This is a genomic window from Streptococcus sp. AM28-20 (assembly GCF_003603595.1).
In the GTDB taxonomy this organism is placed as follows: domain Bacteria; phylum Bacillota; class Bacilli; order Lactobacillales; family Streptococcaceae; genus Streptococcus; species Streptococcus ilei.
In genome coordinates this window covers 68,154-91,517 of sequence record NZ_QTNK01000001.1, presented here as the reverse complement: position 1 = coordinate 91,517, position 23,364 = coordinate 68,154, and the positions used below count along the sequence as shown (strand labels likewise).

At 42.8% G+C, this 23,364-nt stretch carries 22 protein-coding genes; 5 read left to right on the top strand and 17 right to left on the bottom strand.

Features of this window, described 5'->3' with window-relative positions; genetic code table 11:
- The first annotated feature begins 93 nt into the window (after window positions 1-93).
- Window positions 94-2,058, top strand: coding sequence for a peptide ABC transporter substrate-binding protein (locus DW738_RS00490; RefSeq protein ID WP_123160023.1), 1,965 nt, complete (start codon window positions 94-96; stop codon window positions 2,056-2,058).
- Window positions 2,059-2,391: 333 nt separating this feature from the next.
- Here DW738_RS00490 and DW738_RS00485 read toward each other — a convergent pair whose 3' ends face one another.
- The 3 genes from DW738_RS00485 to DW738_RS00475 form a co-directional block, all read right to left on the bottom strand.
- The gene (locus DW738_RS00485) at window positions 2,392-4,395 is read right to left on the bottom strand and encodes an FtsX-like permease family protein (RefSeq protein WP_123160022.1); all 2,004 of its coding nucleotides are present in this window, start codon (window positions 4,393-4,395) and stop codon (window positions 2,392-2,394) included.
- Window positions 4,388-5,155 carry an ABC transporter ATP-binding protein gene (locus tag DW738_RS00480; RefSeq protein WP_123160502.1) on the bottom strand — a complete coding sequence of 256 codons (768 nt, stop codon included), beginning with the start codon at window positions 5,153-5,155 and terminating at the stop codon, window positions 4,388-4,390. The genes DW738_RS00485 and DW738_RS00480 overlap by 8 nt, the downstream gene beginning before the upstream one ends.
- Window positions 5,156-5,330: 175 nt before the next feature.
- Complete coding sequence (locus DW738_RS00475) at window positions 5,331-5,588, bottom strand: SemiSWEET family transporter (protein ID WP_003011864.1); 258 nt, start codon at window positions 5,586-5,588, stop codon at window positions 5,331-5,333.
- A 280-nt stretch (window positions 5,589-5,868) separates the two neighbouring features.
- Here DW738_RS00475 and DW738_RS00470 point away from each other — a divergent pair, with 280 nt between their 5' ends.
- The gene (locus DW738_RS00470; protein WP_003006096.1) at window positions 5,869-6,132 is read left to right on the top strand and encodes a SemiSWEET family transporter; all 264 of its coding nucleotides are present in this window, start codon (window positions 5,869-5,871) and stop codon (window positions 6,130-6,132) included.
- A gap of 279 nt (window positions 6,133-6,411) precedes the next feature.
- On the opposite strand, the gene DW738_RS00460 is transcribed toward DW738_RS00470, so the two are convergent.
- From DW738_RS00460 to DW738_RS00445, 5 genes are all read right to left on the bottom strand, one after another.
- Window positions 6,412-8,397 (bottom strand): ABC transporter permease, encoded by a 1,986-nt coding sequence (locus DW738_RS00460; RefSeq protein WP_123160021.1) that lies wholly within the window; start codon window positions 8,395-8,397, stop codon window positions 6,412-6,414.
- Window positions 8,398-9,156: an ABC transporter ATP-binding protein gene (locus DW738_RS00455; protein WP_123159407.1), complete on the bottom strand. Its 759-nt coding sequence runs from the start codon at window positions 9,154-9,156 to the stop codon at window positions 8,398-8,400.
- Between the two features lie 15 nt (window positions 9,157-9,171).
- Window positions 9,172-9,300, bottom strand: coding sequence for a hypothetical protein (locus DW738_RS10440; RefSeq protein WP_023022528.1), 129 nt, complete (start codon window positions 9,298-9,300; stop codon window positions 9,172-9,174).
- Between the two features lie 158 nt (window positions 9,301-9,458).
- Window positions 9,459-10,433: a sensor histidine kinase gene (locus DW738_RS00450; RefSeq protein ID WP_123159408.1), complete on the bottom strand. Its 975-nt coding sequence runs from the start codon at window positions 10,431-10,433 to the stop codon at window positions 9,459-9,461.
- The gene (locus DW738_RS00445; protein WP_023026486.1) at window positions 10,426-11,103 is read right to left on the bottom strand and encodes a response regulator transcription factor; all 678 of its coding nucleotides are present in this window, start codon (window positions 11,101-11,103) and stop codon (window positions 10,426-10,428) included. The genes DW738_RS00450 and DW738_RS00445 overlap by 8 nt, the downstream gene beginning before the upstream one ends.
- Before the next feature lie 184 nt (window positions 11,104-11,287).
- Between DW738_RS00445 and DW738_RS00440 the strand changes: the two genes are divergently transcribed.
- Window positions 11,288-12,472, top strand: a complete 1,185-nt coding sequence (locus tag DW738_RS00440; RefSeq protein ID WP_123159409.1) for a DUF2974 domain-containing protein — start codon at window positions 11,288-11,290, stop codon at window positions 12,470-12,472.
- A 413-nt stretch (window positions 12,473-12,885) separates the two neighbouring features.
- On the opposite strand, the gene DW738_RS00435 is transcribed toward DW738_RS00440, so the two are convergent.
- The gene (locus DW738_RS00435) at window positions 12,886-14,154 is read right to left on the bottom strand and encodes a DUF6287 domain-containing protein (RefSeq protein ID WP_123159410.1); all 1,269 of its coding nucleotides are present in this window, start codon (window positions 14,152-14,154) and stop codon (window positions 12,886-12,888) included.
- 175 nt (window positions 14,155-14,329) lie between these two features.
- Here DW738_RS00435 and DW738_RS00430 point away from each other — a divergent pair, with 175 nt between their 5' ends.
- Together DW738_RS00430 and DW738_RS00425 are read left to right on the top strand one after the other, a co-directional pair.
- Window positions 14,330-14,851 (top strand): DUF2975 domain-containing protein, encoded by a 522-nt coding sequence (locus DW738_RS00430; protein WP_023022517.1) that lies wholly within the window; start codon window positions 14,330-14,332, stop codon window positions 14,849-14,851.
- 10 nt (window positions 14,852-14,861) lie between these two features.
- Window positions 14,862-15,068: a helix-turn-helix transcriptional regulator gene (locus DW738_RS00425; RefSeq protein ID WP_003006064.1), complete on the top strand. Its 207-nt coding sequence runs from the start codon at window positions 14,862-14,864 to the stop codon at window positions 15,066-15,068.
- Between the two features lie 279 nt (window positions 15,069-15,347).
- On the opposite strand, the gene metG is transcribed toward DW738_RS00425, so the two are convergent.
- From metG to recN, 8 genes are all read right to left on the bottom strand, one after another.
- Entirely contained in the window at window positions 15,348-17,339 is a 1,992-nt protein-coding gene (gene metG / locus DW738_RS00420; protein ID WP_123160020.1) for a methionine--tRNA ligase, read from the bottom strand.
- 313 nt (window positions 17,340-17,652) lie between these two features.
- Window positions 17,653-18,345: a phosphoglycerate mutase gene (locus DW738_RS00415; RefSeq protein WP_000240128.1), complete on the bottom strand. Its 693-nt coding sequence runs from the start codon at window positions 18,343-18,345 to the stop codon at window positions 17,653-17,655.
- A 258-nt stretch (window positions 18,346-18,603) separates the two neighbouring features.
- Window positions 18,604-19,065, bottom strand: a complete 462-nt coding sequence (locus DW738_RS00410; protein WP_123159414.1) for a Fur family transcriptional regulator — start codon at window positions 19,063-19,065, stop codon at window positions 18,604-18,606.
- Between the two features lie 277 nt (window positions 19,066-19,342).
- The gene (locus tag DW738_RS10295; RefSeq protein ID WP_165852116.1) at window positions 19,343-19,498 is read right to left on the bottom strand and encodes a hypothetical protein; all 156 of its coding nucleotides are present in this window, start codon (window positions 19,496-19,498) and stop codon (window positions 19,343-19,345) included.
- A gap of 119 nt (window positions 19,499-19,617) precedes the next feature.
- Window positions 19,618-19,893, bottom strand: coding sequence for an HU family DNA-binding protein (locus tag DW738_RS00405; RefSeq protein ID WP_006596762.1), 276 nt, complete (start codon window positions 19,891-19,893; stop codon window positions 19,618-19,620).
- Between the two features lie 134 nt (window positions 19,894-20,027).
- Entirely contained in the window at window positions 20,028-20,861 is an 834-nt protein-coding gene (locus tag DW738_RS00400) for a DegV family protein (protein WP_117745061.1), read from the bottom strand.
- Between the two features lie 83 nt (window positions 20,862-20,944).
- Window positions 20,945-21,676 carry a metallophosphoesterase gene (locus DW738_RS00395; RefSeq protein ID WP_023022505.1) on the bottom strand — a complete coding sequence of 244 codons (732 nt, stop codon included), beginning with the start codon at window positions 21,674-21,676 and terminating at the stop codon, window positions 20,945-20,947.
- A 16-nt stretch (window positions 21,677-21,692) separates the two neighbouring features.
- Window positions 21,693-23,357 carry a DNA repair protein RecN gene (gene recN, locus DW738_RS00390; protein ID WP_123160019.1) on the bottom strand — a complete coding sequence of 555 codons (1,665 nt, stop codon included), beginning with the start codon at window positions 23,355-23,357 and terminating at the stop codon, window positions 21,693-21,695.
- Window positions 23,358-23,364: the final 7 nt, after the last annotated feature.

Genomic DNA, 23,364 nt, shown 5'->3' with positions numbered 1-23,364 from the left:
TATGACTAAATATACAAAATTTTTATAAAATTAGTTGCTTTTTATAAAAAAAGGTGTATAATGATACAAAATATTTATTAAAGGAGATAAGTGATGAAAAAATCTAAACTAGCTTTCCTTGCAGGTGTCACGGTTGCTTCAGCCCTGTTCCTTGCTTCATGTGGATCATCTTCAAAATCTTCTCAGACAAACACCTACTCATACGTGTTTAGCACTGATCCAGATTCTTTGAACTACCTCCTTTCAAACCGTTCTACAACAAGTGACGTTACAACTAACTTGGTTGATGGATTGTTTGAAAATGACCAATATGGTAATCTCGTCCCTGCACTAGCGGAAGATTGGTCTGTTTCTAAAGACGGATTAACCTACACTTATAAACTCCGTAAAGATGCAAAATGGTATGACTCAGAAGGAAACGAATATGCAGATGTCACTGCACAAGACTTCGTCACTTCTCTGAAATATGTAGCAGACAACAAGTCAGATGCCCTCTACTTGGTTCAAAACTCAGTAGCCGGCCTGGATGACTATGTCACTGGTAAAAATACAGACTTCTCTAAAGTTGGTGTCAAAGCCATTGATGACCATACCCTCCAATACACCTTGGCTCAACCGGAGTCCTTCTGGAATTCTAAATTGACAACTTCAACCATGATGCCCGTCAATGAAAAATTCCTTGAGTCTGCAGGAAAAGACTTCGGTAGCGTCAAACCTTCTGGAATCCTCTACAACGGTCCTTACTACTTGAAATCCTTCACTTCAAAATCTTTGATGGAGTTCACCAAGAACGAGAACTACTACGACAAAGACAATGTGAAGATTGAAAATATCAAGTTGACCTACTTCGATGGTTCTGACCAAGACTACCTAGCTCGTAACTTCTCTGATGGAAACTTGACCACAGCGCGTCTCTTCCCAACAAGCTCAACCTTCAGTACGATTGAGAAAAAATTCAAAGACAATATCGTTTATTCACCGCAAGATGCGACTGTCTACTATGTCTACTTCAACGTAAACCGTCAAAACTACGGTCATACTGAGAAAACAACAGACGACCAGAAGAACCAAACAAAAACAGCTCTTCAAAACAAAAACTTCCGTCAAGCCATCAACTTTGCCCTTGATCGTACTTCTCTAAGTGCCCAATCAAACGGAAAAGATGGAGCTAACAAAACCCTTCGTACGCTTCTTGTGCCTCCAACATTTGTGCAAGTAAACAACAAAGACTTCGGTAGCGTTGTCGAAGAAAAACTTGCTGCAACAGGAGATGATTGGAAGGATGTCAGCCTAGCTGATGCGCAAGATAGCATGTTCAATACGGACAAGGCCAAAGCACAATTTGCCAAAGCCAAAGAAGAGCTCCAAGCGCAAGGTGTTCAATTCCCAATCCACATCGACTATGTGGTTGACCAATCTTCTGCTAGCCTTGTACAGCAGGCAGACTCGATGAAAGACTCCATCGAAAAAACATTAGGAAAAGAAAATGTTGTCGTGGATGTTCAGAAATTGTCTACGGAAGATGCGGACAATGCAACCTACTTCGCCCAAACACCAGATCAAAAAGACTTTGATATGGATATCGGTGGTTGGGGACCTGACTTCCAAGATCCATCAACTTACTTGGATATCTTCAATCCAGTAGATGGTTCAGCCTTAGCAGGTATGGGGATCAATCCAGCAACTGACCAAGCCCTTATCGAAAAACTTGGTTTGAACGAGTATAAACAACTATTGGATGATGCCAATGCAGAACAATTAGATACCAATACTCGTTACGAAAAATATGCTGTTGCTCAAGCCTGGTTGACAGACAATGCCTTTGCACTTCCTGTCTACTCTAAAGGTGCTGTTCCTTCTATCACGAAGATTAAACCATTTACAAGAGCCTTCTCCTTGATCGGTATCAAAGATGGTTCTAGCTACTACAAGTACATGGAATTACAAAGTGATGTTGTCACAACTGCCGACTACGAAAAAGCGTATAAGAATTGGCTGAAAGAAAAAGAAAAATCCAATAAAAAAGCGCAAAAAGAACTTGAAAAACACGTGAAATAATGGTTGACGTCAAAACACCGAGGATCAAATCCTCGGTGTTTTTGATTAAGGAAAAACCTATCCTTGAAACTTTCCTTAGGTGAGTACGGACGTTAGCGAACTTCTCCGAAGTTCCATAACTTAGTTTTGGACCTAAGGTTCCAAAACTCCCGAGTGCTAGAAATACTATTATTTCTAGCACTTTTCTCACGGCGGAAAGTTTCGGTATCTATTAAATAAGCTTAATAACATACATTGTTATAATTCTTCCCGCAACACTTGGCTTGTCCTATGTAAAAAACAGTTTGTCTACTTATCGTCTTTTTCATTTCTAATCTTATATAGATTCAAACGCTATCTCACGACAATCTTCCGGTAACTTCTAGAAGTCAAAAGAAAGACAAGGACATAGGAGATGAAAAAGACAGCGCAGATTGCTAAGGTTGTTTGAAGGACCAATTCAGCATTGGTCGCTCCTAAGAGAGCAACGATTTTTGCAATCATCTTGTAGGCTACTCCTAGGTAGAGGAAGGAGAAGAATAATGGAAGGAAAAAGACGGTGACAATCTGTTTGCGTATCGTGGTGGTAGTTTGCTTTTCGTCCAATCCTACTTGTTGCAAGATCACAAAATTTTCCCGGTCCTCATAGCCCTCTGAAATCTGTTTGTAGTAAATGACGAGAACCGTAGCCAAGAGAAAGATCACAGATAGGAAACCTCCAATAAAGAGGAGAGTCCCCGCTAATTCACGCCACTCTTTCTCCATGCTGTATCGTTCATAGCCACCGAAGTACGTCGCATTGTATTGACTCATTTTGTCTGTCGAATAAAGCTCTTTAGCCACGCCAGCGATGAAATCTTTGTTCTCCTTATTTTTTGCAGTAATAGCGAATTCCAAATTTTTATCAACTTTTAGTCCCAGTTGGTTCAAGTCTGGAAGAACAAGGTACAAGCCCATTTGGTGCATAAAGAGATCGTGTTGAGGGAGTTTTCCTTGGATAAAATTGGAGTTTAGTTTTTCTTTAATCGTGAAGGTCTTACCATTGATTTCTAATTGCGCGTCTAATTTTCCTGGATACTGATACCCATAGGCTAAGATTTCATTTTCCCCAAGCTCAACTTTTTTACCCGTCAATTGCTCGTAGGTTGCCTGATCAAAAAAGTAGACGGTTCCTTCTGTCTTCAACTCCTGACCAGTTGATGGAGTGGACTGGTCATACACCTCTAACACCTTTCCATCAATCTTCCGAATTTCAGCCGACCAGTATGTTGTCTGTGCCACCTGATAATCTGATAGATTTGTCGCATCGGCTGTTTTCTTAATTTGAGCTTGAACATCCTTGATAACTGGTTCTGTCTCAGCATCTGAAGGCATATGCCCCACACTAATCATGTAATCAGAAGGGTAAACAGTATCTAGGTAGTTCTGCCCTCCAATAAAGATATTGAGCGACCCGGTTAAGGTTACCAAGACCATGGTGGATAGAATACTAATGGTCGCAAGGCCCGCTGCATTTTTTCGCATCCGAGCTATTAAGTTAGAGACGGATATAAAATTCTCTGGCTTGTAATAGTAGGATTTCCGACCTTTGAGAAATCTTAAGAAGGTAATGGAGCCTGCGTTGAATAAGAGATAAGTCGCCAGAATGACCAAAATGACAGCAATAAAGAATCCTTGAACCGCTGCAACTGGACGCTCAACGGTTAGCGCTATATAAAACGCAATTCCTAAGAGCCCTAGTCCTAAAAGAGTTTGAACCAGCAAGAAGCGTCCCTTCTTCTCTCCTGCCTTTTTCTGTTGCATGAGGTGGAGGGAACTGTAGCGCAAGAGGCGGAAAGAATTCAGCAAGAGAATGAGGGCAAAAGCTAAGGCTAACCCAAGTAAAGTGTTAAGAACAGCCCCTATCTGGAAGGTTGATTGAATGACGACTGGTAGCCCCATACATTTTAGGAGCAAGGCAAAAATCAGGCGATCAAACAAGAGCCCCAAGCCCAGTCCTGCTCCAACTGTGAGAACATAGAAGAAGAGCAATTCCCATAAGGTCATGATGAGGAGATGCTTCTTCTCCATCCCCAGAACACTGTACAGTCCCAGTTCTTTGGAACGATTTTTCATGACATAGCCATTGGCATAAGCCACTAAAATGATGACGACCAGCTGGACGACGAAACTACCAAAACCAAGAACAGTTCTCGCCGCCTCACCTCCGTAAGAATCCTCTAAATGAGGGGTCGATGACAAGGCGATAAAACTATAAAGGATCATGGTCGTTAAAATGACAGCCAGGGCAAAGGGATAATAGAGCTTGCGATTTTGTTTGAGGTTGGAAAGTGCTAATTTACTTGTTAATTTAAACATCACTATCCTCCTTTCCCGCCATGACCGTCAGGGTATCTGAGATTTCTTGGAACATCTGACACTCCGTCTTTTCCCCACGGAAGATCTGGTTGTAAAGGATCCCGTCCTTGATAAAGAGCACGCGCTTGGCCCGAGCTGCGGCGGCAGTTGAGTGGGTCACCATGAGGATGGTTTGGCCCATGCTATTGATATCTTCAAAGACGTCGAGCAAAGCAGCCGAAGACTTGGAATCCAGCGCCCCTGTTGGCTCATCAGCAAGGAGGATTTCTGGCGAGGTGATAATAGCCCGTGCTACAGCCACCCGTTGCTTTTGCCCACCAGAAATCTCGTAGGGATATTTTTCAAGCAGTTGGTGAATGCCCAACTCCCGACTGACGCTATCGACCTTACTCATCATTTCCTTGACCGGTCTGCGTGAGAGGACTAGAGGAAGGAGGATATTATCCTTGACGGATAAGGTGTCGAGCAGGTTAAAGTCTTGAAAGACAAAGCCTAACTTTTCGCGACGGAAGCTCGAAGCATCCTTGTTCTTGATGGTCGAGGTGTCTATGCTATTTAGGTAGACCCGCCCTTCCGTCGGCTGGTCCAGCATAGCTAGGATATTGAGGAGGGTCGATTTCCCAGATCCTGACTCCCCCATGATGGCGACATATTCACCCTTTTCCACAGTGAAGTGAATGTCCTTTAGGGCTTCGACTTGCGTCCCTTGAAAGCGGGTTTTGTAAATTTTTTTCACATGTTGTACATCTAATAAGGCCATTTCCATTCTCCATTTCCATCTAGTTATATGATTGATACTAATAGAACTTTTTACACCTCTATTGTAACGATTTGAAGAGAGATCTACAATAAGCTAACCTTTCATTTTTACCCTGATTTCTTACATTTCTGTAAGGTATTAAAAAACTAGCTTCCATGCGGGAGCTAGTTCCTTCTTATAAGGCTGTGATGGCTGTAATCAACCCAAAGATAATCCCTGGAGCATTGGCTGCAGCAAGTGGGATATCGCGTTCTTTTTTGAAGAGTCCGTAGTAGACCCAAAGACTACAGTTGATGGCTGCCACTAAAGGTTGAATAAAGTTTCCTTTGTGACCAGCGAGATTATCCATAATTTGTGGGAAATAAGAGACATACATCATCACAGACATAAAGGTCGCAACCCAACCAAGAATTTTCATTTGTTTTTCATTCATTTTCAAAATACCTTTCATTTTTTAAGTACGCACTATTCTAACGCTTGCCCTCTTAAAATTCAAGTGCTTTTTTCAAATGTTACCGAACTGTAAAATGTCACAATCTTGTGATTTTGCAGGAAGATGGATTTCTTTTCGAGTGGATTTTCTCTCTAGTTGCCATTTTTTGACACTTTGTCTAATTCTTTTGCAAATGTGATCGTTTTCATTTTGCGTAGCATGCAAATTAATTGCATTATCTTCCTACTTATGCTATTTTGATATACAGAGGTAAAATTTTATGAACAAACAAAAAATCAACCAAATCGTTGGCTCGATCGGTGCCTTTATTGGGATTATCGTTTTCATTGCCTACATCCCACAAATTATTGCCAATTTACAGGGACATAAGGCCCAACCTTTCCAACCCTTGTCAGCTGCTATTTCTTGCTTGATCTGGGTCATTTATGGTTGGACAAAGGAACCTAAAAAAGACTGGATTTTGATTATTCCGAATTCAGCAGGTGTCATCCTAGGAGGATTGACTTTCCTAACATCACTCTAAAAGAAATCGATAAAAAACCGAACTCTAGTGGTTCGGTTTTTTTGTATATCCCTTTGAAAAGCAAAAACAATCGCTGTCGGTTTTCGCACAAAAAGAGGCTGGGACAAAAGTCCTAGCCTCTCAATTATTTTTGGATTGTCGAGCAAGACGCAGTGGTTGAGTGGGCTCTACTACGCTGATTTCATCAGCTTTTACAGCCCTACTCAACTGTGCGGAGGTGGGACGACGAAATCGAATTCTAACGAATTACCGATTTCTGTCCCACTCTCTTCTTTTTCCTTAAATCTGCACAATCTTGCGATAACTCCGAGAGGTGATCCAAAAGACAACCAGGTAGGTGATGAGAAAGACAGCACAGACACTGAGGGTCACGATGAGGACTTGGCCACTATTAATGACGCCAAGGGCTTTGAGTATCAGGCGGATCATATGGTAGGCAAAGGCCAGGTGGATAAAGGCAAAGATAAGGGGAAGGAAGAAGACGGTCCGCACTTGACGGTTGATGGTCCGTTTAACCTCATCTTCATCAAGCCCTACCTGTTGGAGGATGACGAAGCGATCACGGTCTTCATAGCCTTCTGAGATTTGCTTGTAGTAGATGACGATGACTGTTCCGATCATAAAGATCAATGACAAGAAAATACCGATAAAGAAGATGCCACCAAAGAGGCTATTCATTTCTCTTACATTATATGCTCGATTGCCTCCATATACAAATTGCATATCTGTCAGCTGGCTACTAAAATCATCAATTAGCTTGTCATAGCTGTCAGCTAACTTAAGTTGGTGTTCTTCATCGATATTGACATTGAAACCACCATAGATTTGGGTAACGACAGCAAGGTTCGGAAACTTGGCAACAAAGGCTGAAAGGTCAGGTACGATCAGGTAATTGAAATCCTCTGTCAGCATATTGAAGATGTTTGGGACATGATCGGTGATAAAATCCTTGGTCACTTCTTCCTTGACTTGAAAGTCTTGCCCATTAATAGTAAACTGCTTTTGCCCTTTCAGAGCCTTGTTGTGGGCAAAGAGGATGACTTGGTTGCCAGTCAGATCGACGTCTTCTCCTGTCATCTGCTCATAGCTAGCTGCATCAAAGACCAGAAAGACTGTTCTCGGTCTGACATCGTGTTCATCATCAGGATAGACTGTGAAGTCTGTGCCCTTTTGGGATTCGACCCCAAAGGTGGCATAGTTCATCAGGTCACGATTTTTGATCTCAAGTTGGTGCTCAGAAGCAAACTCATCAAATTTCTGATTGATTAACTCCAAATCCACGCCTTTTCCTTGAATGGAGAAATCATGTGGATTCATGATTTTCTTGATCATTTCACCACCGATATAGATGTTGGTGGCAGCAGATATAGTCACCAATACCATGGTTGAGAGGATGGCAATGGTCGCAAGGCCCACTGCATTTTTCTTCATGCGATAGATGAGGTTAGAGACCGAGATCATGTTGTTGGGTTGGTAATAATAACTCTTCTTTTTCTTAAGCAGATGCAAGAAGACGGTGATCCCAGCATTAAAGAGTAGGTAGGTCCCGATCATAACTAAGACAACCGCTAGAAAGAAGATCAAAATCGCAGACATGGGGTCTTTGACAGACAAAGCTAGGTAGTAGCCAAAACCGAGAGAGGCTAAGCCCAGGATGGTTTGTGGCCACAAAAAGCGAGCTTTCTTTTCACCACTCGCTTTCTCACGAGTCAATTGCAGGGCATTCAAACGAAGAATTCGCCAAGCATTGAGAAAAACTAGGAGGCCAAAGATGAGACCAAAGGTGACAAAGACCAAGATGACAATCCCAGGTTGGAAGGTAGATACCAGCTGGACCTTCATCTTCATGAGTTTCAAGAGAAAGGCAAAGATCAGCTTGTCAAAGAGGGCTCCAATCAAAACACCAACTGAGACAGTTACAAAGCCAAAAATCAAGAGCTCCTTGAAGATCATGCTGATGAGATGCCGTTTTTCAAGGCCTAGCATGCTGTAAATTCCCAGCTCCTTGGAGCGGTTTTTCATGACAAAGCTGTTGGCATAGAGTACGATGATGGCTCCAGCAGCATTGACCACAAACAGTCCCAAACCTAAGGTGAAGAGTATGGAAGATCCCCCTCGAAGCTCCTTAATGTGGGGATTAAAGGTCAGGGAGTCAAAGAGGTAGGCGATGGTCACTGCGAGAATGACCGCAATCGCAAATGGATAATAGAGCTTGCGGTTCTTGATGAGATTGGAGCAAGCTAATTTAGTAGTTAACCGAAACATCTACTCCACCTCACTTGCCATGACAGTTAGAGTATCTGAGATTTCTTGGAACATCTGACGCTCTGTCTTTTCCCCACGGAAGATCTGGTTGTAAAGGATCCCGTCCTTGATAAAGAGCACGCGCTTGGCCCGAGCTGCTGCTGCGGTTGAATGGGTCACCATGAGGATGGTTTGGCCCATGGTATTGATATCTTCAAAGACGTCGAGCAGAGCAGCCGAAGACTTGGAATCCAGCGCCCCTGTTGGCTCATCAGCAAGGAGGATTTCAGGTGAGGTGATAATAGCCCGTGCTACAGCCACCCGTTGTTTTTGCCCACCAGATATTTCGTAAGGGTATTTTTCTAAGAGCTGATGGATCCCCAACTCTCGACTCACGCTATCTACCTTGCTCATCATTTCCTTGACGGGTCTGCGAGAGAGGACTAGAGGAAGGAGGATATTATCCTTGACGGATAAGGTGTCGAGCAGGTTAAAGTCTTGAAAGACAAAGCCTAACTTTTTGCGACGGAAGCTCGACGCGTCCTTGTTCTTGATGGTCGAGGTATCAGTGCCATTGAGGTAGACCCGTCCTTCCGTCGGCTGGTCCAGCATGGCTAGGATATTGAGGAGGGTCGATTTCCCAGATCCTGACTCCCCCATGATGGCGACATACTCCCCTTTTTCAACAGTGAAGTGAATGTCCTTTAGGGCTTCGACCTGCGTTCCTTGAAAGCGGGTTTTGTAAATTTTTTTGATATGTTGAACGTCTAGCAATGACATACTTTTCTCCTTTTACTAGTAGATCAAGAAAAATTCTTGAGTTTGTTGTAGGACTTGGCGACCAAATTCCGCCTTTTCCAAATCGGTTTTCTTATTTGGTTTCTTAATCTTTTTGGGTTCTTTCATCCATTTCAAGAGTTTCATTTTCTTGACCTCCTTCATTTGATGAGACTATTGTATAAAAAATAAAAGGTGGTCACCATAACCTAACCTTTCATTTTTAAAATTAAATCTTACATTTTTGTCATTTTCAAATAAAAGAGAATTTTAGGGAGAAAAACATCATGTATCGACGATTTCCCCTAATCTATAACCAACTTCTTCTCTTCAAAGTGAATGGCAACAGTCGTCCCTTGACCAACCTGAGACGTCATATGAATCTGGTGTCCTAGCTGATCGGCAATCTTTTTAGTTAGGTAGAGGCCTAGTCCTGAAGATTGCTGAGTCAAATGCCCATTGTAGCCAGAAAATCCCCTCTCAAAGACACGGAGTATATCGCTATCCTTAATTCCAATCCCACTATCTTTGATATATAGGGTCTGGTCATCGAAATAGATCTCAATCCCGCCAGCACTGGTATACTTGAGGCTATTAGACAGCAATTGCTCGATGATGACCAAGAGCCACTTGCGATCGGTAATGACAGCGACATCTAAGTCATGCAGATCCACCGTCAATCCCTTCTGGATAAAGAAGATGGCATACTTTCGCACCACTTCTTTTACTAGCTCTTCGAGTGGAACACGCTTAAGCACCAAATCATCGTGAAAGCTTTCGAGTCTCAGATATTGGAGGACCAGATTAGCATAGGAGTCAATCTTAAAGAGCTCCTGCTCCATTTGTTTTCTCAGGTCGCTGTCTTCTATATTTTGAACCAGGAGTTGGCTGGCCGCAATCGGTGTCTTAATCTGGTGGACCCAAAGAGTATAGTAATCCATCAGGTCATTATAGGCCTCTAGACTCACCGTGGTTTGCTCACGCTGGGCTTGCTGACTGCTTGCTAGCTTCTGACTCAAAACCTTTTCTAGAGGGGTCTCAGCTACTCCCTCCCCATAGAGCACTTCCTTCCGATAGGCCTGATAGCCAGCGGCTACATCCCACATAATGAGAAGAAGGCTCAAAAAAGCCAAAATGCCAGTCAGGTAGAGAAGAAAATTGCGGTAGCCTTCGAATATATAGGCAAACAAAACAAGAGAAGAAAGGAGTAAACCGATCAAATAGAGATAGCGGCGATGAGAAATCAGATAGTGTTTGACAAATAAGAATCGATTACCCATTGCTCAATCCATATCCTATCCCTTTTTTCGTTTCGATAAAATTCTCCAGTCCTGCTTCTTCGAGTTTCTTGCGAAGTCTAGCTACATTGACCGAGAGGGTGTTGTCATCAATAAAGAAGTCACTGTTCCATAGTTCCTTCATCAGATCATCCCGAGCCACTACACTTCCAGCTTTTTCAAAAAGGATGCGAAGGATTTGAAATTCATTTTTGGTCAGATTAACTACTTCTCCCTCGTAGACCAGATCCATGGATTTGAGATTGAGGATGGCCCCCCGGTGTTCTAACAAATCTTGATCAGTTCCAAACTCATAAGAACGACGAAGAAGCCCCTGGATTTTTGCCAGGAGGACATTGGGATCAAATGGCTTGGTTACATAGTCATCTCCTCCCATATTGATGGCCATGACGATGTCCATAGCTTGATCGCGTGAGGATAAAAACATGATCGGGACTTTAGACACCTTACGAATTTCCTGGCACCAATGATAACCATTATAAAGAGGAAGGCCGATATCCATCAGTATCAGATGAGGATTAGTTTGGACGAAGGTGCCCAATACATCCATAAAATCATCAACTGCAATGACCTCAAAGCCCCACTGTTCCATGATTTTCTTTACCTGTTGGCGAATGGTTTCATCATCTTCGACAAGAAGAATTTTATGCATGCTCTTTCCTGCTCTTTCTTACTAGAGTATTACCCTTTCATTATATCAAATTATCCAAGAAGCATACATTTTTTTCGGTATATCGACTGACAGGCTACTCCCTTTCGTCAATTACCTATTTTTACAGAGGGGCTTTTCAGGTATTTTATGCTATACTGAACATACAGATACAAAGGAGAATCTCATGTCCACGATTTTTGATTATCTAGACTATGTCGCCTATGATTCCATCTACGATCGCCCCTTTAAGGAATTGGATGTCTTGGCACTAACGGAGTTGACCTATCTCCCTTTTAATCGAATCGTTCCCCAAGGAGATACGACCAATATTGAAGTCCGCTTATCTGATGCAGCAGCGCTAGTCGATCGAACCACAGATTTCATCGTGACAGATCAACACCTGCAATTAGTCGATGTCCTAGCCACTTCCAAACGCTTTAAGAATCTCAAACTGCTCAACTATGTCGACGAATATGACCCCGATGTTCAGAAGCAGTTTGCGGCGATGACCTATCGTCTTACCATGGATGTTTATTTAGTTGTCTTCAGGGGGACGGATGATACCTTGATCGGCTGGAAGGAAGACTTCCACATGACCTATATGGACCATGTCCCATCTCAGAGGCGTGCAGCCAGCTACCTACAACATGTCATGAAGGAATTTCCCAAAGGGCGCTTCCTGGTGGCAGGTCACTCCAAAGGGGGCAATCTCGCAGCCTACGCCTGCTCTTATCTTCCAGATTACCTATTTGAACGAGTCGACGCTATTTACAGCTACGATGCTCCTGGTCTCAACAAGGCCATTATTGAAACAGAAGGCTACCAGCGTACATCACCTAAAATTCACCGCTTTGTCCCACAAGGATCCATCGTTGGCATGATGCTGGAAGTTCCTGAGCCTGCTACAATTGTTAAAAGTCGAGCCTTTGGTGGCTTTTCCCAGCATGACGCCTTTACGTGGATGGTTGAAAAGGATGGATTTGTGACCCTGGATCAAACCAGTCACGATAGCCAACAAACCGACCAGACTCTGAAGCAATGGGTTCGCGAAACATCGGCGGATGAGCGCAAGAAGTTCTTTGATACCTTTTTTGGCATTTTTCTGGACGCAGGCATCACTTCAATCAATGATTTGAGGAACTTGAAAAATTTCTCCAAGATCAAAGAGATCTTTCAAAATGCTCAAGACCTAGATCCTACAAAAAGGGAAATGCTAGAACGTCTAGCAAAGCAACTCCTCGACACCCGTGTTCAAGCTTGGAAAAAATGGCAGACCGTTCCCCGTATCCTAGTTCAAATGACTACATTTTTCAAACGAAAAAAAGCCGTCGAGTCTTCCTCACCTCTGCTTCTTGAGCACAAAGAGTGACCATTTCAACTCTATTTTATGAAATGGAACAATATCGTTTAGATCAAAAGGTGTAAACGATTTTTTATAGAAAGAGAATGAATTGAAGTAAAACAAAACCCAGGAAATCATAGTTCCTGGGTTTTGAATGTAGACAAACTACTTTTTTACATAAAATAGCTAAATGATTCTTCAAAAGGATGACTTCTATTTTTAAATTTATTTAAGTAGAATTAAAACTTTCCACAGTGAGAAAAGTGCCTGAAACACAGTTGTTTCAGGCACTAGGAATTATTGAGACCTTAGGCTCAATAATTAGTCTTGGAACTTCGTAGAAGTTCGCTGACGTCCGTACTCACCTAAGGAAAGTTTTAAAGAAAACTATTTCTTCAATCTTAAACCCAAGAAATTGTATTTCTTGGGTTTTTCGCTTCTTATTGACGATAGAAGTATTGATCCGCTGGATAGTTTCCAGCTGATTGCGTTACTACTAAGCGAGGTTTGCTCTTATCTGACTGGTCTCCATCAGGATTTTCAAAACCAATCTTAAAGAGGCCAACAGCTACTCCTGTTTCTCCCACACGTAGATCCACATAAGGGACTTTACTTGTCTTATCAGAGTTCGGGACTGCTTTTAATCTTCCTTGGCCTTTCACAGTTCCATCTTCTTGGATGACCATCTCTTGTCCTTTGGCATTGCGCCATGTCCCTGCCAGACTTGAGAAATCTCCATTATTGATGGCCGCAATATCGAGGTCTGCTTCCTTCTTCGGCTCTGGGTAAGCTTCCCACCACTTGTCCTGATAGGCTTGGAAGGAGGCTTGATGGTAGAAGATACGTCTCAACGGTGAAACGATGCCATCAGGACCTTGAACATTTTCAGGAATCAAGGTGACAACCAATTCTTGACCAGGACTTGCTCCCGTTGTTCCTGCTTGGACAAAGTAAACCTGGTAGGTCGCGCCTGCTTTCTTAGGTTTCTTATCTTTATTGAGGACAAATTGAACATTGGTGGCACCACTCCAGAAGCTCCATCCATTGTCCTTATCAGAGTAGATAGACGGAAAGACAGTAGTACGGTGATTGTAATAATCTTCTGGACTATAGCCATACAATTTAAAGCCAGAATCTGCAATCTGCTTTTCAATAAATTCATTGGAATAACTTCCCGCAAAGGTTGTCAAATCGCCATCTAGTACCGCATCATCTGGATTTGTCGACTTGAAGAAATCCTTCCGATTGGCAAAGACCATTTCGTGATTGGGATCTTTATCTGACATGGTGACCGTAATGAGAGGATCTTTATCGGATTGGTATTTAAAGATACGCACAGTGACGGTAAAATCAGTATTTCCATCTGATTTTTTCATCTGACTGGTAGAAACTTTATTGGCTCCTTCTACTTTGAAATTCGTTGAGAAAGTTGCTGATACAGGACCATCTTCTGTCTCATAATCAATCTTCCAAGACTTTCCATCTTTTTGAATCTTGGCCTTATCACGCGCGCTAGAGACATATTCACCAGACAGATCGATGGCTTTTTCCTTAGAGGAAGCCGAGGTCTTCGAGGTCTGATTGAACTCTTTTTGATGATCCGGTTGGATATTGGAGCTAGAGTAGAGATAGACTCCACCAATTAGAACCACTGCACTCACAAAAGCGATGATCATCCAAAGATATTTCTTATCTAACTTTTTGATCATTTCAATACCTCCTTGGAATGGTAGTTACCTATTAGTATACCTCAAATTCTATTTAAAGCAAACTTTGGCCGAATCTCATAAATTTTTTATCGTTTTTCGATACTTTTTTATTGACTTATTTTTTATAAGGAGTATACTATAAGTAAATAATAAATAAACTTTAAGGAGGCTTGCGATGAAAAACTCAAAAACCTTAAAAAATGTTATTGAAGTCTTAACGGCTTTCATTTACTTCTGTGGCTTTATGACCGTGGCAGCACTGGTCATCCACCTGCTTTCACGGATGGGTGTGTTTAAGGATCTCGTTCAATCTGGGCGCTTGTCCTTTGAGGTGAATGGCATCCAGCTTTTCCCAAAACATCTGCAACCCCTATGGCAGTTGCTCTTCCCACTAGCCTCAAGTGCTATTTATATTCTTCTTCTCATCACCATTCGTAGCTTCCTCCAAAATCTCTACCAAGAAAAGATCTTTTCTCACTCCAACATTGATCTTTGCAACCGAGCTTGGAAGATCTTATTGGTCTTGTCCTTTATGTCTGGTACACTTGAAACCAGTGGCGACGTTTATCTCCTTCCCTTTACCTTCCAATTGACCTTTAATACGGGACTCCTCCTCGCTGTCCCAATTGTCTGGGTCCTTGGCAAGATTTTAGAGAGAGGAATTGCGATCGCCGAAGAAAATGAGCTGACCATTTAAGGAGGGGACCATGATTATCGTCAATCTAGATGTCATGCTGGCCAAGCGAAAGATGAAATCCAATGAGCTAGCTGACAAAATAGGCATCACTACCGCCAACCTCTCCATCCTCAAGACAGGAAAGGCCAAAGCCATCCGCTTCACTACCCTTGAGGCCATCTGCAAAGAACTGGACTGCCAACCAGGAGATATTCTGGAATACAGGCCAGATGAATAGGAAATATCTTAAGAAAAGTAATTGGAGACTTTCCTCAGGTGAGGACGGACGGTAGCGAATCCCTCTGGGATTCCATACCTAAGATTTGAGCCTACTGTCTCAAATCTTCCGAGAGTCTGAAACGAAACTGTTTCAGACTCTTTTCTCACTGCGGAAGTCTCCAATAACATTCATGACTAATAGGACGCATCTAACATCCTTGTAATACTCAATGATGAAAACTATAGCGATACAACAAAAGCACTCCAGCGAGAGTGCTTTTCATATTCAATCTATCGTTTAGCCAATGATGCTTCCATTTGGAACAGATGAATCAACGGTCAAGACCGTTAATTGATCCCCGTGTTCTGCAGAAAGAATCATGCCTTGGCTGACATATTTCTTCATCATCTTACGTGGTTTGAGGTTGGCCACGATTTGGACTTTCTTGCCGACCAATTCTTGTTCATTTGGATAGAATTTTGCGATACCAGAGAGGATTTGACGGTCTTCGCCATCTCCTGCATCTAGGCGGAAGCGAAGCAATTTGTCAGATCCTTCGACGCGTTCAACTTCTTTGACCTCTGCTACACGGATTTCGACCTTGTCAAAGTCTTCAAATTTAATCTCGTCTTTTTCAGACTTAAGTTCCACTTCTTCTGGAATCCATTCTTTTTCTTGTGGTTTACCAGCAGTCATTTGAGATTGGATGTAGGCAATTTCTTCATCCATATCCAGACGTGGGAAGATTGGAGTTCCTTTGGCAACCACTGTGACATTTTCAGGGAAGCCTGCTAGGGTCAAGTTTTCAAGATCGAAGTCCAAGCCCAAGCCAAGTTGTTCCATGATAGCATTTGAGGTGTTCATCATGAATGGTTGGATCAAGTGAGCCACAACACGAAGGCTAGCTGCCAAGTGAGCCATCACTGCTGCCAATTGTTCCTTGTCACCATCTTCTTTAGCGAGGACCCATGGAGCAGTCTCATCGATGTACTTGTTAGTCCGAGAGATAATATTCCATACCGCTTCTAAAGCGCGTGGGTAATCAACCGCGTTCATTTGCTTGTGGTATTCAGCGATGTTTTCTTCAACTACCTTAGCCAAATCTACATCAAATGCTGTGACATTTTCGACATAAGCCGGAACTTGACCACCAAAGTATTTATTGATCATGGCTACTGTCCGGTTGAGGAGGTTTCCAAGGTCATTGGCCAATTCATAGTTGATACGAGCCACGTAGTCTTCTGGTGTAAAGGTACCATCCGAACCAACTGGCAAACTGCGCATGAGGTAGTAACGAAGCGGATCCAAGCCGAAGCGTTCCACCAACATTTCTGGGTAGATGACATTCCCTTTAGACTTAGACATCTTACCGTCTTTCATGACAAACCAACCATGGCCAATCAAACGTTCTGGCAATTTGATATCGAGCATCATAAGAAGGATTGGCCAGTAGATGGAGTGGAAACGAAGGATGTCTTTTCCGACCATGTGGAAGACGGTTCCGTTCCAGAATTTGTCAAAGTTTTCATGATCTTCTTGGCCATAACCAAGAGCTGTCACATAGTTAAGCAGAGCATCAAACCAAACGTAGACAACGTGTCTAGGATTGGATGGAACTTGTACTCCCCAGGTAAAGGTAGTCCGAGATACCGCCAAGTCTTCCAAACCTGGCTCGATGAAATTTTTCAACATTTCATTGAGACGGCCATCTGGCGTGATGAAGTCTGGTTGGGATTTGAAAAACTCAACCAAGCGGTCTTGGTATTTGCTGAGACGAAGGAAATAAGATTCTTCAGAAACCCATTCTACTTCGTGGCCTGATGGGGCTACCCCACCGATGACCTTTCCATTCTCATCACGGTAGACCTCAGCCAATTGGCTTTCTGTAAAGAACTCTTCATCAGAGACTGAATACCAACCAGAGTATTCACCCAGGTAGATGTCATCTTGAGCCAGTAAGCGTTCGAAGACTTGGGCCACCACTTTTTCATGGTAATCGTCAGTCGTACGGATGAATTTATCATATGAGATATCGAGTAATTGCCAGAGTTCTTTCACTCCAACCGCCATCCCATCTACATAAGCTTGTGGCGTAATCCCAGCTTCCTCTGCTTTTTGCTGGATCTTTTGCCCGTGCTCATCGAGACCAGTCAGGTAGAAAACATCGTAGTTCATCATGCGTTTGTAACGCGCCAAGACGTCACAGGCAATGGTTGTATAAGCTGAACCAATATGCAATTTACCAGATGGGTAATAGATAGGGGTTGTGATGTAGAATGATTTTGTCATTTTCTTTTCCTTTCAAGGCTAATGAAACCTTATGTACTAACACTTCATTATATCATTTTTAGGAGGCCCTGAAAACCAAAAAAGCGCTAGGGGACTAGACAAGATAAACAAAAAAGCTGACCGAAGTCAGCTTTCTATTGTTGATAACGAATCCTGCTAGACTTGCCTCGCTTTGGCATTTCTAGGCTCGGGATAAAAAGGTCCACTGGACCTACCTCGCTTTGGCATTTCTAGGCTCGGGATAAAAAGGTCCCCCGGACCTACCTCGCTTTGGCATTTCTAGGCTCGGGATAAAAAGGTCCCCCGGACCTTTTTATTTACCAAGATAGTATTCAGAAACTACGTTCAATTTTTCGTCAAATTCGAATACCAATGGTGGGAAGTTAGGGATTTCCACGTCCATGATTTCATCGTCTGACAATTGTTTGATGTGTTTTACAAGGGCACGGATTGAGTTACCGTGTGCTCCTACGAATACGTTTTTACCATCTTTAAGAGCTGGAGCGATTTTATCTTCCCAGAATGGAAGCGCGCGTTCCAAAGTCACTTTCAAGTTTTCAGCGTCTGGAATTACTGAATCGTCAAGTGAAGCATAACGACGGTCAGTGTGAGCTGAGTGCTCATCATCACGATCCATTGCAGGAGGCAATACATCGTATGAACGACGCCAGATGTGAACTTGTTCATCACCAAATTGTTCAGCAGCTTCAGCTTTGTTTTTACCAGTCAATCCACCGTAGTGACGTTCGTTCAAGCGCCATGATTTTTCAACTGGAACCCACAATTGGTCAGAAGCTTCAAGAGCCAAGTTAGTTGTTTTGATCGCACGTTTCAATACTGAAGTATAAGCTTGGTCAAATTCGATACCAGCTTCTTTGATCAATTTACCAGCGTCGATCGCTTGTTGTGTACCTTTTTCAGACAAATCAACATCAGCCCAACCAGTGAAAAGGTTAGCTTTGTTCCATTCAGACTCACCGTGGCGAGCAAAAACCAATTTTACCATTAGATGGATCTCCTTTTTATTCTCCGAGGTTTCCCCCGTTTATCTATTTTATTCTACTAGATTTTCAGTAAAAAATCTAGTGGCGACCATAGAAAAGTGCAATTTCTCACAAAAAAAGTCTGAACGGAGATTTAGTGAAATTATATCAATTCTTTTTCATGGACATTTACATTTTTCACTCATCAGCTTCTAAATCTTTCCTCTCTATCTTTTTCCGCAAACCATACCAAACAAAAAAACCTCTAACAAGAGGTTTGCTTATAATTGCTTTTTCTGACACTCAGGACAGATTCCATAAACGGTGGTTTGACACTTGGTAATGACGTAGCCACTTTTTTCTCTCGCTTCTGCTCTCACGTCTGGAACTTCGATGTCAACATCGTCAATCTTCCCACAAGACTCGCAAATCAGATTCAAATGATCGTGTCCCATAAAGTCAAAGTAGGTCGTGGTATCATTGCGTACTTTTATCTCAGAAACAAAGCCTTCATCAATGAGGACCTTGAGATTGTTATAAACGGTTGCCAGGCTCATATTGGGAAAGGCTGGTTTTAAATCTTGGTAGATGGCATCCGCACTTGGATGTTCCTGGCTTTTGACAAGATAGGAAAGGACCGCTCGACGCGTCTCTGTAATCCGTACAGATTTTTCACGCAAGTGTTGCAATACATCTTCTACTTTTTGTTGTTGAACGGAATCAAGTGTTAAACAAGCTAGCATGGTCTTCCCCCTTTCTGTCTCTTCTTTAAAACTATTATATCACGAATGCCAAATTTTGCCTAATTAGAATGTTTGTAAATAAGAAAAGAGGCTGGGACAAAAGTCCTAGCCTCTCAATTATCTTTGGATTGTTAAGCAAGACGCAGTGGTTGAGCGGGCTCTACTACGCTGATTTCATCAGCTTTTACAGTCCTACTCAACTGTACGGAGGTGGGACGACGAAATCGAATTCTAACGAATGACCGATTTCTGTCCCTCTCTCTTTTGTTTTCTATTCTTAACTTCCCCAATTAAGGATCCATCTCATGGTTCCTAGTAAAACTTTGACAAAAAGGAACATAAAGAAGAGTTCCGCAATAAACCAGAGACCTTTCAATAGATAAATAATTGGCTTAATCATGAGTAGAACAAAGATTCCAAAAATCCATCTCATGGCCCACCCTCCATTTCTCACTTTTTTCTATTATACTCCTATTTATAGGCCCTGTCTAGAAAGGACTCCAATACAAAAAGTTCCTTCTAGCAAGCTAGAAGGAACCTTCGTAATCACAATTATTTAACTGCGTCTTTAAGAGCTTTACCAGCTTTGAATGCTGGAACTTTAGAAGCAGCGATTTTGATTTCTTTACCAGTTTGTGGGTTGCGACCTTTACGAGCTGCACGTTCACGAACTTCGAAGTTACCGAAACCGATCAATTGAACTTTTTCACCTTTTGAAAGGTATTCTGAAACAGCTGCAAATACAGCGTCAACTGCTGCTGCTGAGTCTTTTTTAGTCAATTCTGTAGCTTCTGCCACTTTTGCGATCAAATCTTGTTTGTTAGCCATTTAACAAATCCTCCAAATTTTTTTAGGTTTTACCCTTAACATCTCTATCATATCTAAAAAATGCTTTTAGGTCAAGTACTAAACCTGTTTTTATAAACTTTTATGTAGGAATAAATTCCTTTATTGACGGGCTTCTATGCAAATCGGACAAGAACTGCCCAAGCATCTTCACCAGTGTGGGTTTGAATGATCGAACCTGTTTCCAAAACAGAGATTGGGGTTGCAACCAAAGGCTGTAATTGCGCCTTCATTTCGTTAGCAAAGTCAGGTCCACCGGCATAGGAAATTCCTATCTCAGCGATTTCTTTACCTGATAAGTCTTGCATCAACTCGTCCAACCATTTTTTAAAGGTTTTCTGTCCGCGTCCTTTGACAATCGGTTGCAGTTCATCGTTCTTCATTTCCATGACGACCCGAATATTCAAAAGTGAACTCAATAAACCAGTTACGCGTCCAATCCGGCCTCCTTTAACCAGGTTTTCCAAAGTAGAAACCCCAATATAGAGTCTAGAATTTTGCTTGACCTCTTCAATGCGAGCTACAATTTCCTCCACGCTAGCACCTTCTTGAGCCAGTTTCGCTGCTTCGACCACTTGGAACTTCATGGCCTGGTCCGTAAAGCTACTATCGATAACTGTTACATCTGCATTGGCTAAGGTAGCTCCTTGACGTGCAGCTTCCACTGTACCAGATAAGGCATGAGACATATGGATTGCAATAATTTGCGCCCCTTCTTCAGCCAATCCTTCGAAGATTTCCGCAAACACACCTACTGGAGGTTGGCTAGTCTTTGGAAGGTTTTTACTGGATTTCATCAACTGAAGGAATTCTCCTTCAGTTAATTCCGCATCTGAGTAGAGAACACCGTCCACCATAACAGAGAGGGGAACAATGGTAATTCCGTATTTTTCAACAACTTCAGGCTCAATCGTTACGGATGAGTCTGTAACAATTTTTACTTGTGACATAACATTCCTACAATCTTTTCTTAGATATATCCATTCTATTATATCAAATTTTCTAGGCTTTTGTGGGACAAAGTCCTTTTTGCTTAATCATCGATTGCTGCAAATCCATCATTAACCAAAGCAACATCGGCCCTCATTCCATTTTCATCAAAGAGAATACCATGGAGGACACCACCATAAACAGCCCCACCATCCATGCCAATCTTCCCATCTTCGGTCACCCAGAGTTCTTTGGTTCCAATCTTTTGATCCAAGAGATAGTGGACAGGGGTATGGCCAAAAACAATGGTCTTTCCTGTCTGATTGGTTGCTTCATGGAAGGGCTGGCGAATCCAGACTTTTTGGTAATCCGTCGTTTCATGCCAGTCCGTTAGAGTCAAGTCAATCCCAGCATGCACGAAAATATAGTGTTCTGTTTCATAAACAAAAGGAAGCGAACGGATGAAAGCGACGAGGTCCCCACAAGTCTCTTGCACGCGACGAGCATCCTCTACTCCATCTACTGGAGCCGTTAGGGGACGACCAAGCAGAGAGTTGATCGTGGTATCACCACCATTTCGTCGGTAATGGTCATAGCGTTCGATCGGGTTATCGATCCAGGCTAAAAACATGTATTCGTGGTTACCAGAGAGGCAGATTGCCCCTTGATGGTCGACAAAATCTTTGACCAGTTCGATCACTCTACGACTATCTTCCCCACGGTCTATCAAATCTCCGAGAAAAACCAGCCGAGACTGACCATCCCAATGGGTCATCAGTTCCTCCAACATGCCTGCTTTTCCATGAATATCTCCCACTACGAAATAGCTTCCCATATCGGTTCCTTTCTTCTTAGCTTGGCCGTTTTAGCAATTGCTCCGCCTGCAGGCGGGCTGCTTCTGTCACATCTTCACCAGCAAGCATCTTGGCTACTTCTTCTACCCGTTCTTCATGACTGAGCAAGCGAACGGTCGAAACCGTTGAAAATTCATCACTCACCTTTTCGATAAAGAATTGGTAATCGGCTACTGCAATTACCTGAGGCAAATGAGAGATGGCTAGCACCTGACCAAAACGTCCAATTTTATAGATCTTAGAAGCAATAGCTTGAGCGACCCGACCAGATACCCCTGTATCCACCTCGTCAAAGACGATACTGGTCTTGCCTTCTTTTCGAGAAAAGGCGGACTTGATGGCCAACATAAGACGGGACAATTCACCACCTGAGGCTACTTTTACCAAAGGCTTAAAGTCCTCTCCAGGGTTGGTCGAAATATAAAATTCAACTGTTTCGTTTCCTTCCCGATTAAACTTAGATGGAGTAAAACGCACTTGGAAACGGGCTTTTTCCATGTAGAGATCCGCCAATTCCTGCTGAATTTCTGCTTCCAGCTCTTGAGCTAAGGCATGGCGCCCTTGACTCAGTTCCTTGGCCAGGGCAACCAGCTGGCCTTCCATAGACTTGAGTTCTTTCTCTAAGTCTTCAGAAGAGGTTCCACCTCCTGTTAACAGGCTATATTCCTTACTGATTTGCTCCAAATAATCAAGGACATCTTTTACCTGACCGCCGTACTTACGCGTAATTGAGTGGATCAGGTCTAATCGAGCTTCTACCTGCATCAAACGGTTGCCGTCAAAGTCCAAGCCATCTACCAGATCCTCCAAGCGTTTGGTCAGATCTTCCAGAGTATAGTAGGTCTCAGCCATTTGATCAGACAAGGTCTTGTAGTCCGGATCATACTCTTCGATACTTTGCAGATCATTCATGGCCGATCGAACATTGCTAAGACTGGAGAAGTCTTCTGCATCCAGCATAGCGTAGGCATTGCTTAGGGTATCTGCTATCATCTTATGATTGAGCAGGCGTTGCCGTTCTTGCTCTAACTGGACATCTTCATCCAGGGACAAGGCGGCCGCCTCGATTTCCGAAATTTGGTATTCCAGCATTTCGATGCGAGCTTGGTTTTCCTGGTTATTTTTTTGGATTTGCAAGACCTGCTTGCGCAAGGACTTATAATTCTCAAAGGTCTCTCTGTAGGCCTTCTTGGTCGCAAAAAAAGCATCCTCCCCAAAGCTATCCAGCATAGCGATATGCAATGGAGCCCGCATCAGTTCTTCCTGATCGTGCTGACCATGAATATCTACCAAATGCTGACCAACGGCCTTGAGGACAGAGAGGTTGACCATCTGCCCATTGATCCGACTGACACTCCGACCATTCTGGAAAATTTCTCTGCGAATAATCAACTCATCTGCCCATTCTAAGCCCTGCTCCTCAAATAACTGCTGAAGAGCACGGTTTTCGTCAATCGCAAAGAGGCCTTCAATCTCAGCCTTAGGAGCCCCGTGGCGGATCACATCTGTCGTTGCCCGGCTGCCTAGCATCATATTCATGGCATCGATAATGATGGATTTTCCTGCACCAGTTTCACCGGTTAAAACCGTCATCCCCGTTTCAAAATTCAGAGCGATTTCTTCAATGATGGCAAAGTTCTTAATTGAAATTTCTAATAGCATCTCTCTC

What these genes read in the sequence shown, in the direction of transcription:
- metG (WP_123160020.1), bottom strand. Translation starts at nt 17,339, where the DNA reads ATGACAAAATCATTCTACATCACAACCCCTATCTATTACCCATCTGGT.
- DW738_RS00395 (WP_023022505.1), bottom strand. Translation starts at nt 21,676, where the DNA reads ATGGGAAGCTATTTCGTAGTGGGAGATATTCATGGAAAAGCAGGCATG.
- DW738_RS10295 (WP_165852116.1), bottom strand. Translation starts at nt 19,498, where the DNA reads ATGAGATGGATTTTTGGAATCTTTGTTCTACTCATGATTAAGCCAATT.
- DW738_RS00445 (WP_023026486.1), bottom strand. Translation starts at nt 11,103, where the DNA reads ATGCATAAAATTCTTCTTGTCGAAGATGATGAAACCATTCGCCAACAG.
- DW738_RS00415 (WP_000240128.1), bottom strand. Translation starts at nt 18,345, where the DNA reads ATGGTAAAATTGGTTTTTGCTCGCCACGGTGAGTCTGAATGGAACAAA.
- DW738_RS00400 (WP_117745061.1), bottom strand. Translation starts at nt 20,861, where the DNA reads ATGTCACAAGTAAAAATTGTTACAGACTCATCCGTAACGATTGAGCCT.
- DW738_RS00435 (WP_123159410.1), bottom strand. Translation starts at nt 14,154, where the DNA reads ATGATCAAAAAGTTAGATAAGAAATATCTTTGGATGATCATCGCTTTT.
- DW738_RS00425 (WP_003006064.1), top strand. Translation starts at nt 14,862, where the DNA reads ATGATTATCGTCAATCTAGATGTCATGCTGGCCAAGCGAAAGATGAAA.
- DW738_RS00485 (WP_123160022.1), bottom strand. Translation starts at nt 4,395, where the DNA reads ATGTTTAAATTAACAAGTAAATTAGCACTTTCCAACCTCAAACAAAAT.
- DW738_RS00490 (WP_123160023.1), top strand. Translation starts at nt 94, where the DNA reads ATGAAAAAATCTAAACTAGCTTTCCTTGCAGGTGTCACGGTTGCTTCA.
- DW738_RS10440 (WP_023022528.1), bottom strand. Translation starts at nt 9,300, where the DNA reads ATGAAACTCTTGAAATGGATGAAAGAACCCAAAAAGATTAAGAAACCA.
- DW738_RS00410 (WP_123159414.1), bottom strand. Translation starts at nt 19,065, where the DNA reads ATGCTAGCTTGTTTAACACTTGATTCCGTTCAACAACAAAAAGTAGAA.
- DW738_RS00475 (WP_003011864.1), bottom strand. Translation starts at nt 5,588, where the DNA reads ATGAATGAAAAACAAATGAAAATTCTTGGTTGGGTTGCGACCTTTATG.
- DW738_RS00440 (WP_123159409.1), top strand. Translation starts at nt 11,288, where the DNA reads ATGTCCACGATTTTTGATTATCTAGACTATGTCGCCTATGATTCCATC.
- DW738_RS00480 (WP_123160502.1), bottom strand. Translation starts at nt 5,155, where the DNA reads ATGGCCTTATTAGATGTACAACATGTGAAAAAAATTTACAAAACCCGC.
- DW738_RS00455 (WP_123159407.1), bottom strand. Translation starts at nt 9,156, where the DNA reads ATGTCATTGCTAGACGTTCAACATATCAAAAAAATTTACAAAACCCGC.
- DW738_RS00470 (WP_003006096.1), top strand. Translation starts at nt 5,869, where the DNA reads ATGAACAAACAAAAAATCAACCAAATCGTTGGCTCGATCGGTGCCTTT.
- DW738_RS00450 (WP_123159408.1), bottom strand. Translation starts at nt 10,433, where the DNA reads ATGGGTAATCGATTCTTATTTGTCAAACACTATCTGATTTCTCATCGC.
- recN (WP_123160019.1), bottom strand. Translation starts at nt 23,357, where the DNA reads ATGCTATTAGAAATTTCAATTAAGAACTTTGCCATCATTGAAGAAATC.
- DW738_RS00405 (WP_006596762.1), bottom strand. Translation starts at nt 19,893, where the DNA reads ATGGCTAACAAACAAGATTTGATCGCAAAAGTGGCAGAAGCTACAGAA.
- DW738_RS00430 (WP_023022517.1), top strand. Translation starts at nt 14,330, where the DNA reads ATGAAAAACTCAAAAACCTTAAAAAATGTTATTGAAGTCTTAACGGCT.
- DW738_RS00460 (WP_123160021.1), bottom strand. Translation starts at nt 8,397, where the DNA reads ATGTTTCGGTTAACTACTAAATTAGCTTGCTCCAATCTCATCAAGAAC.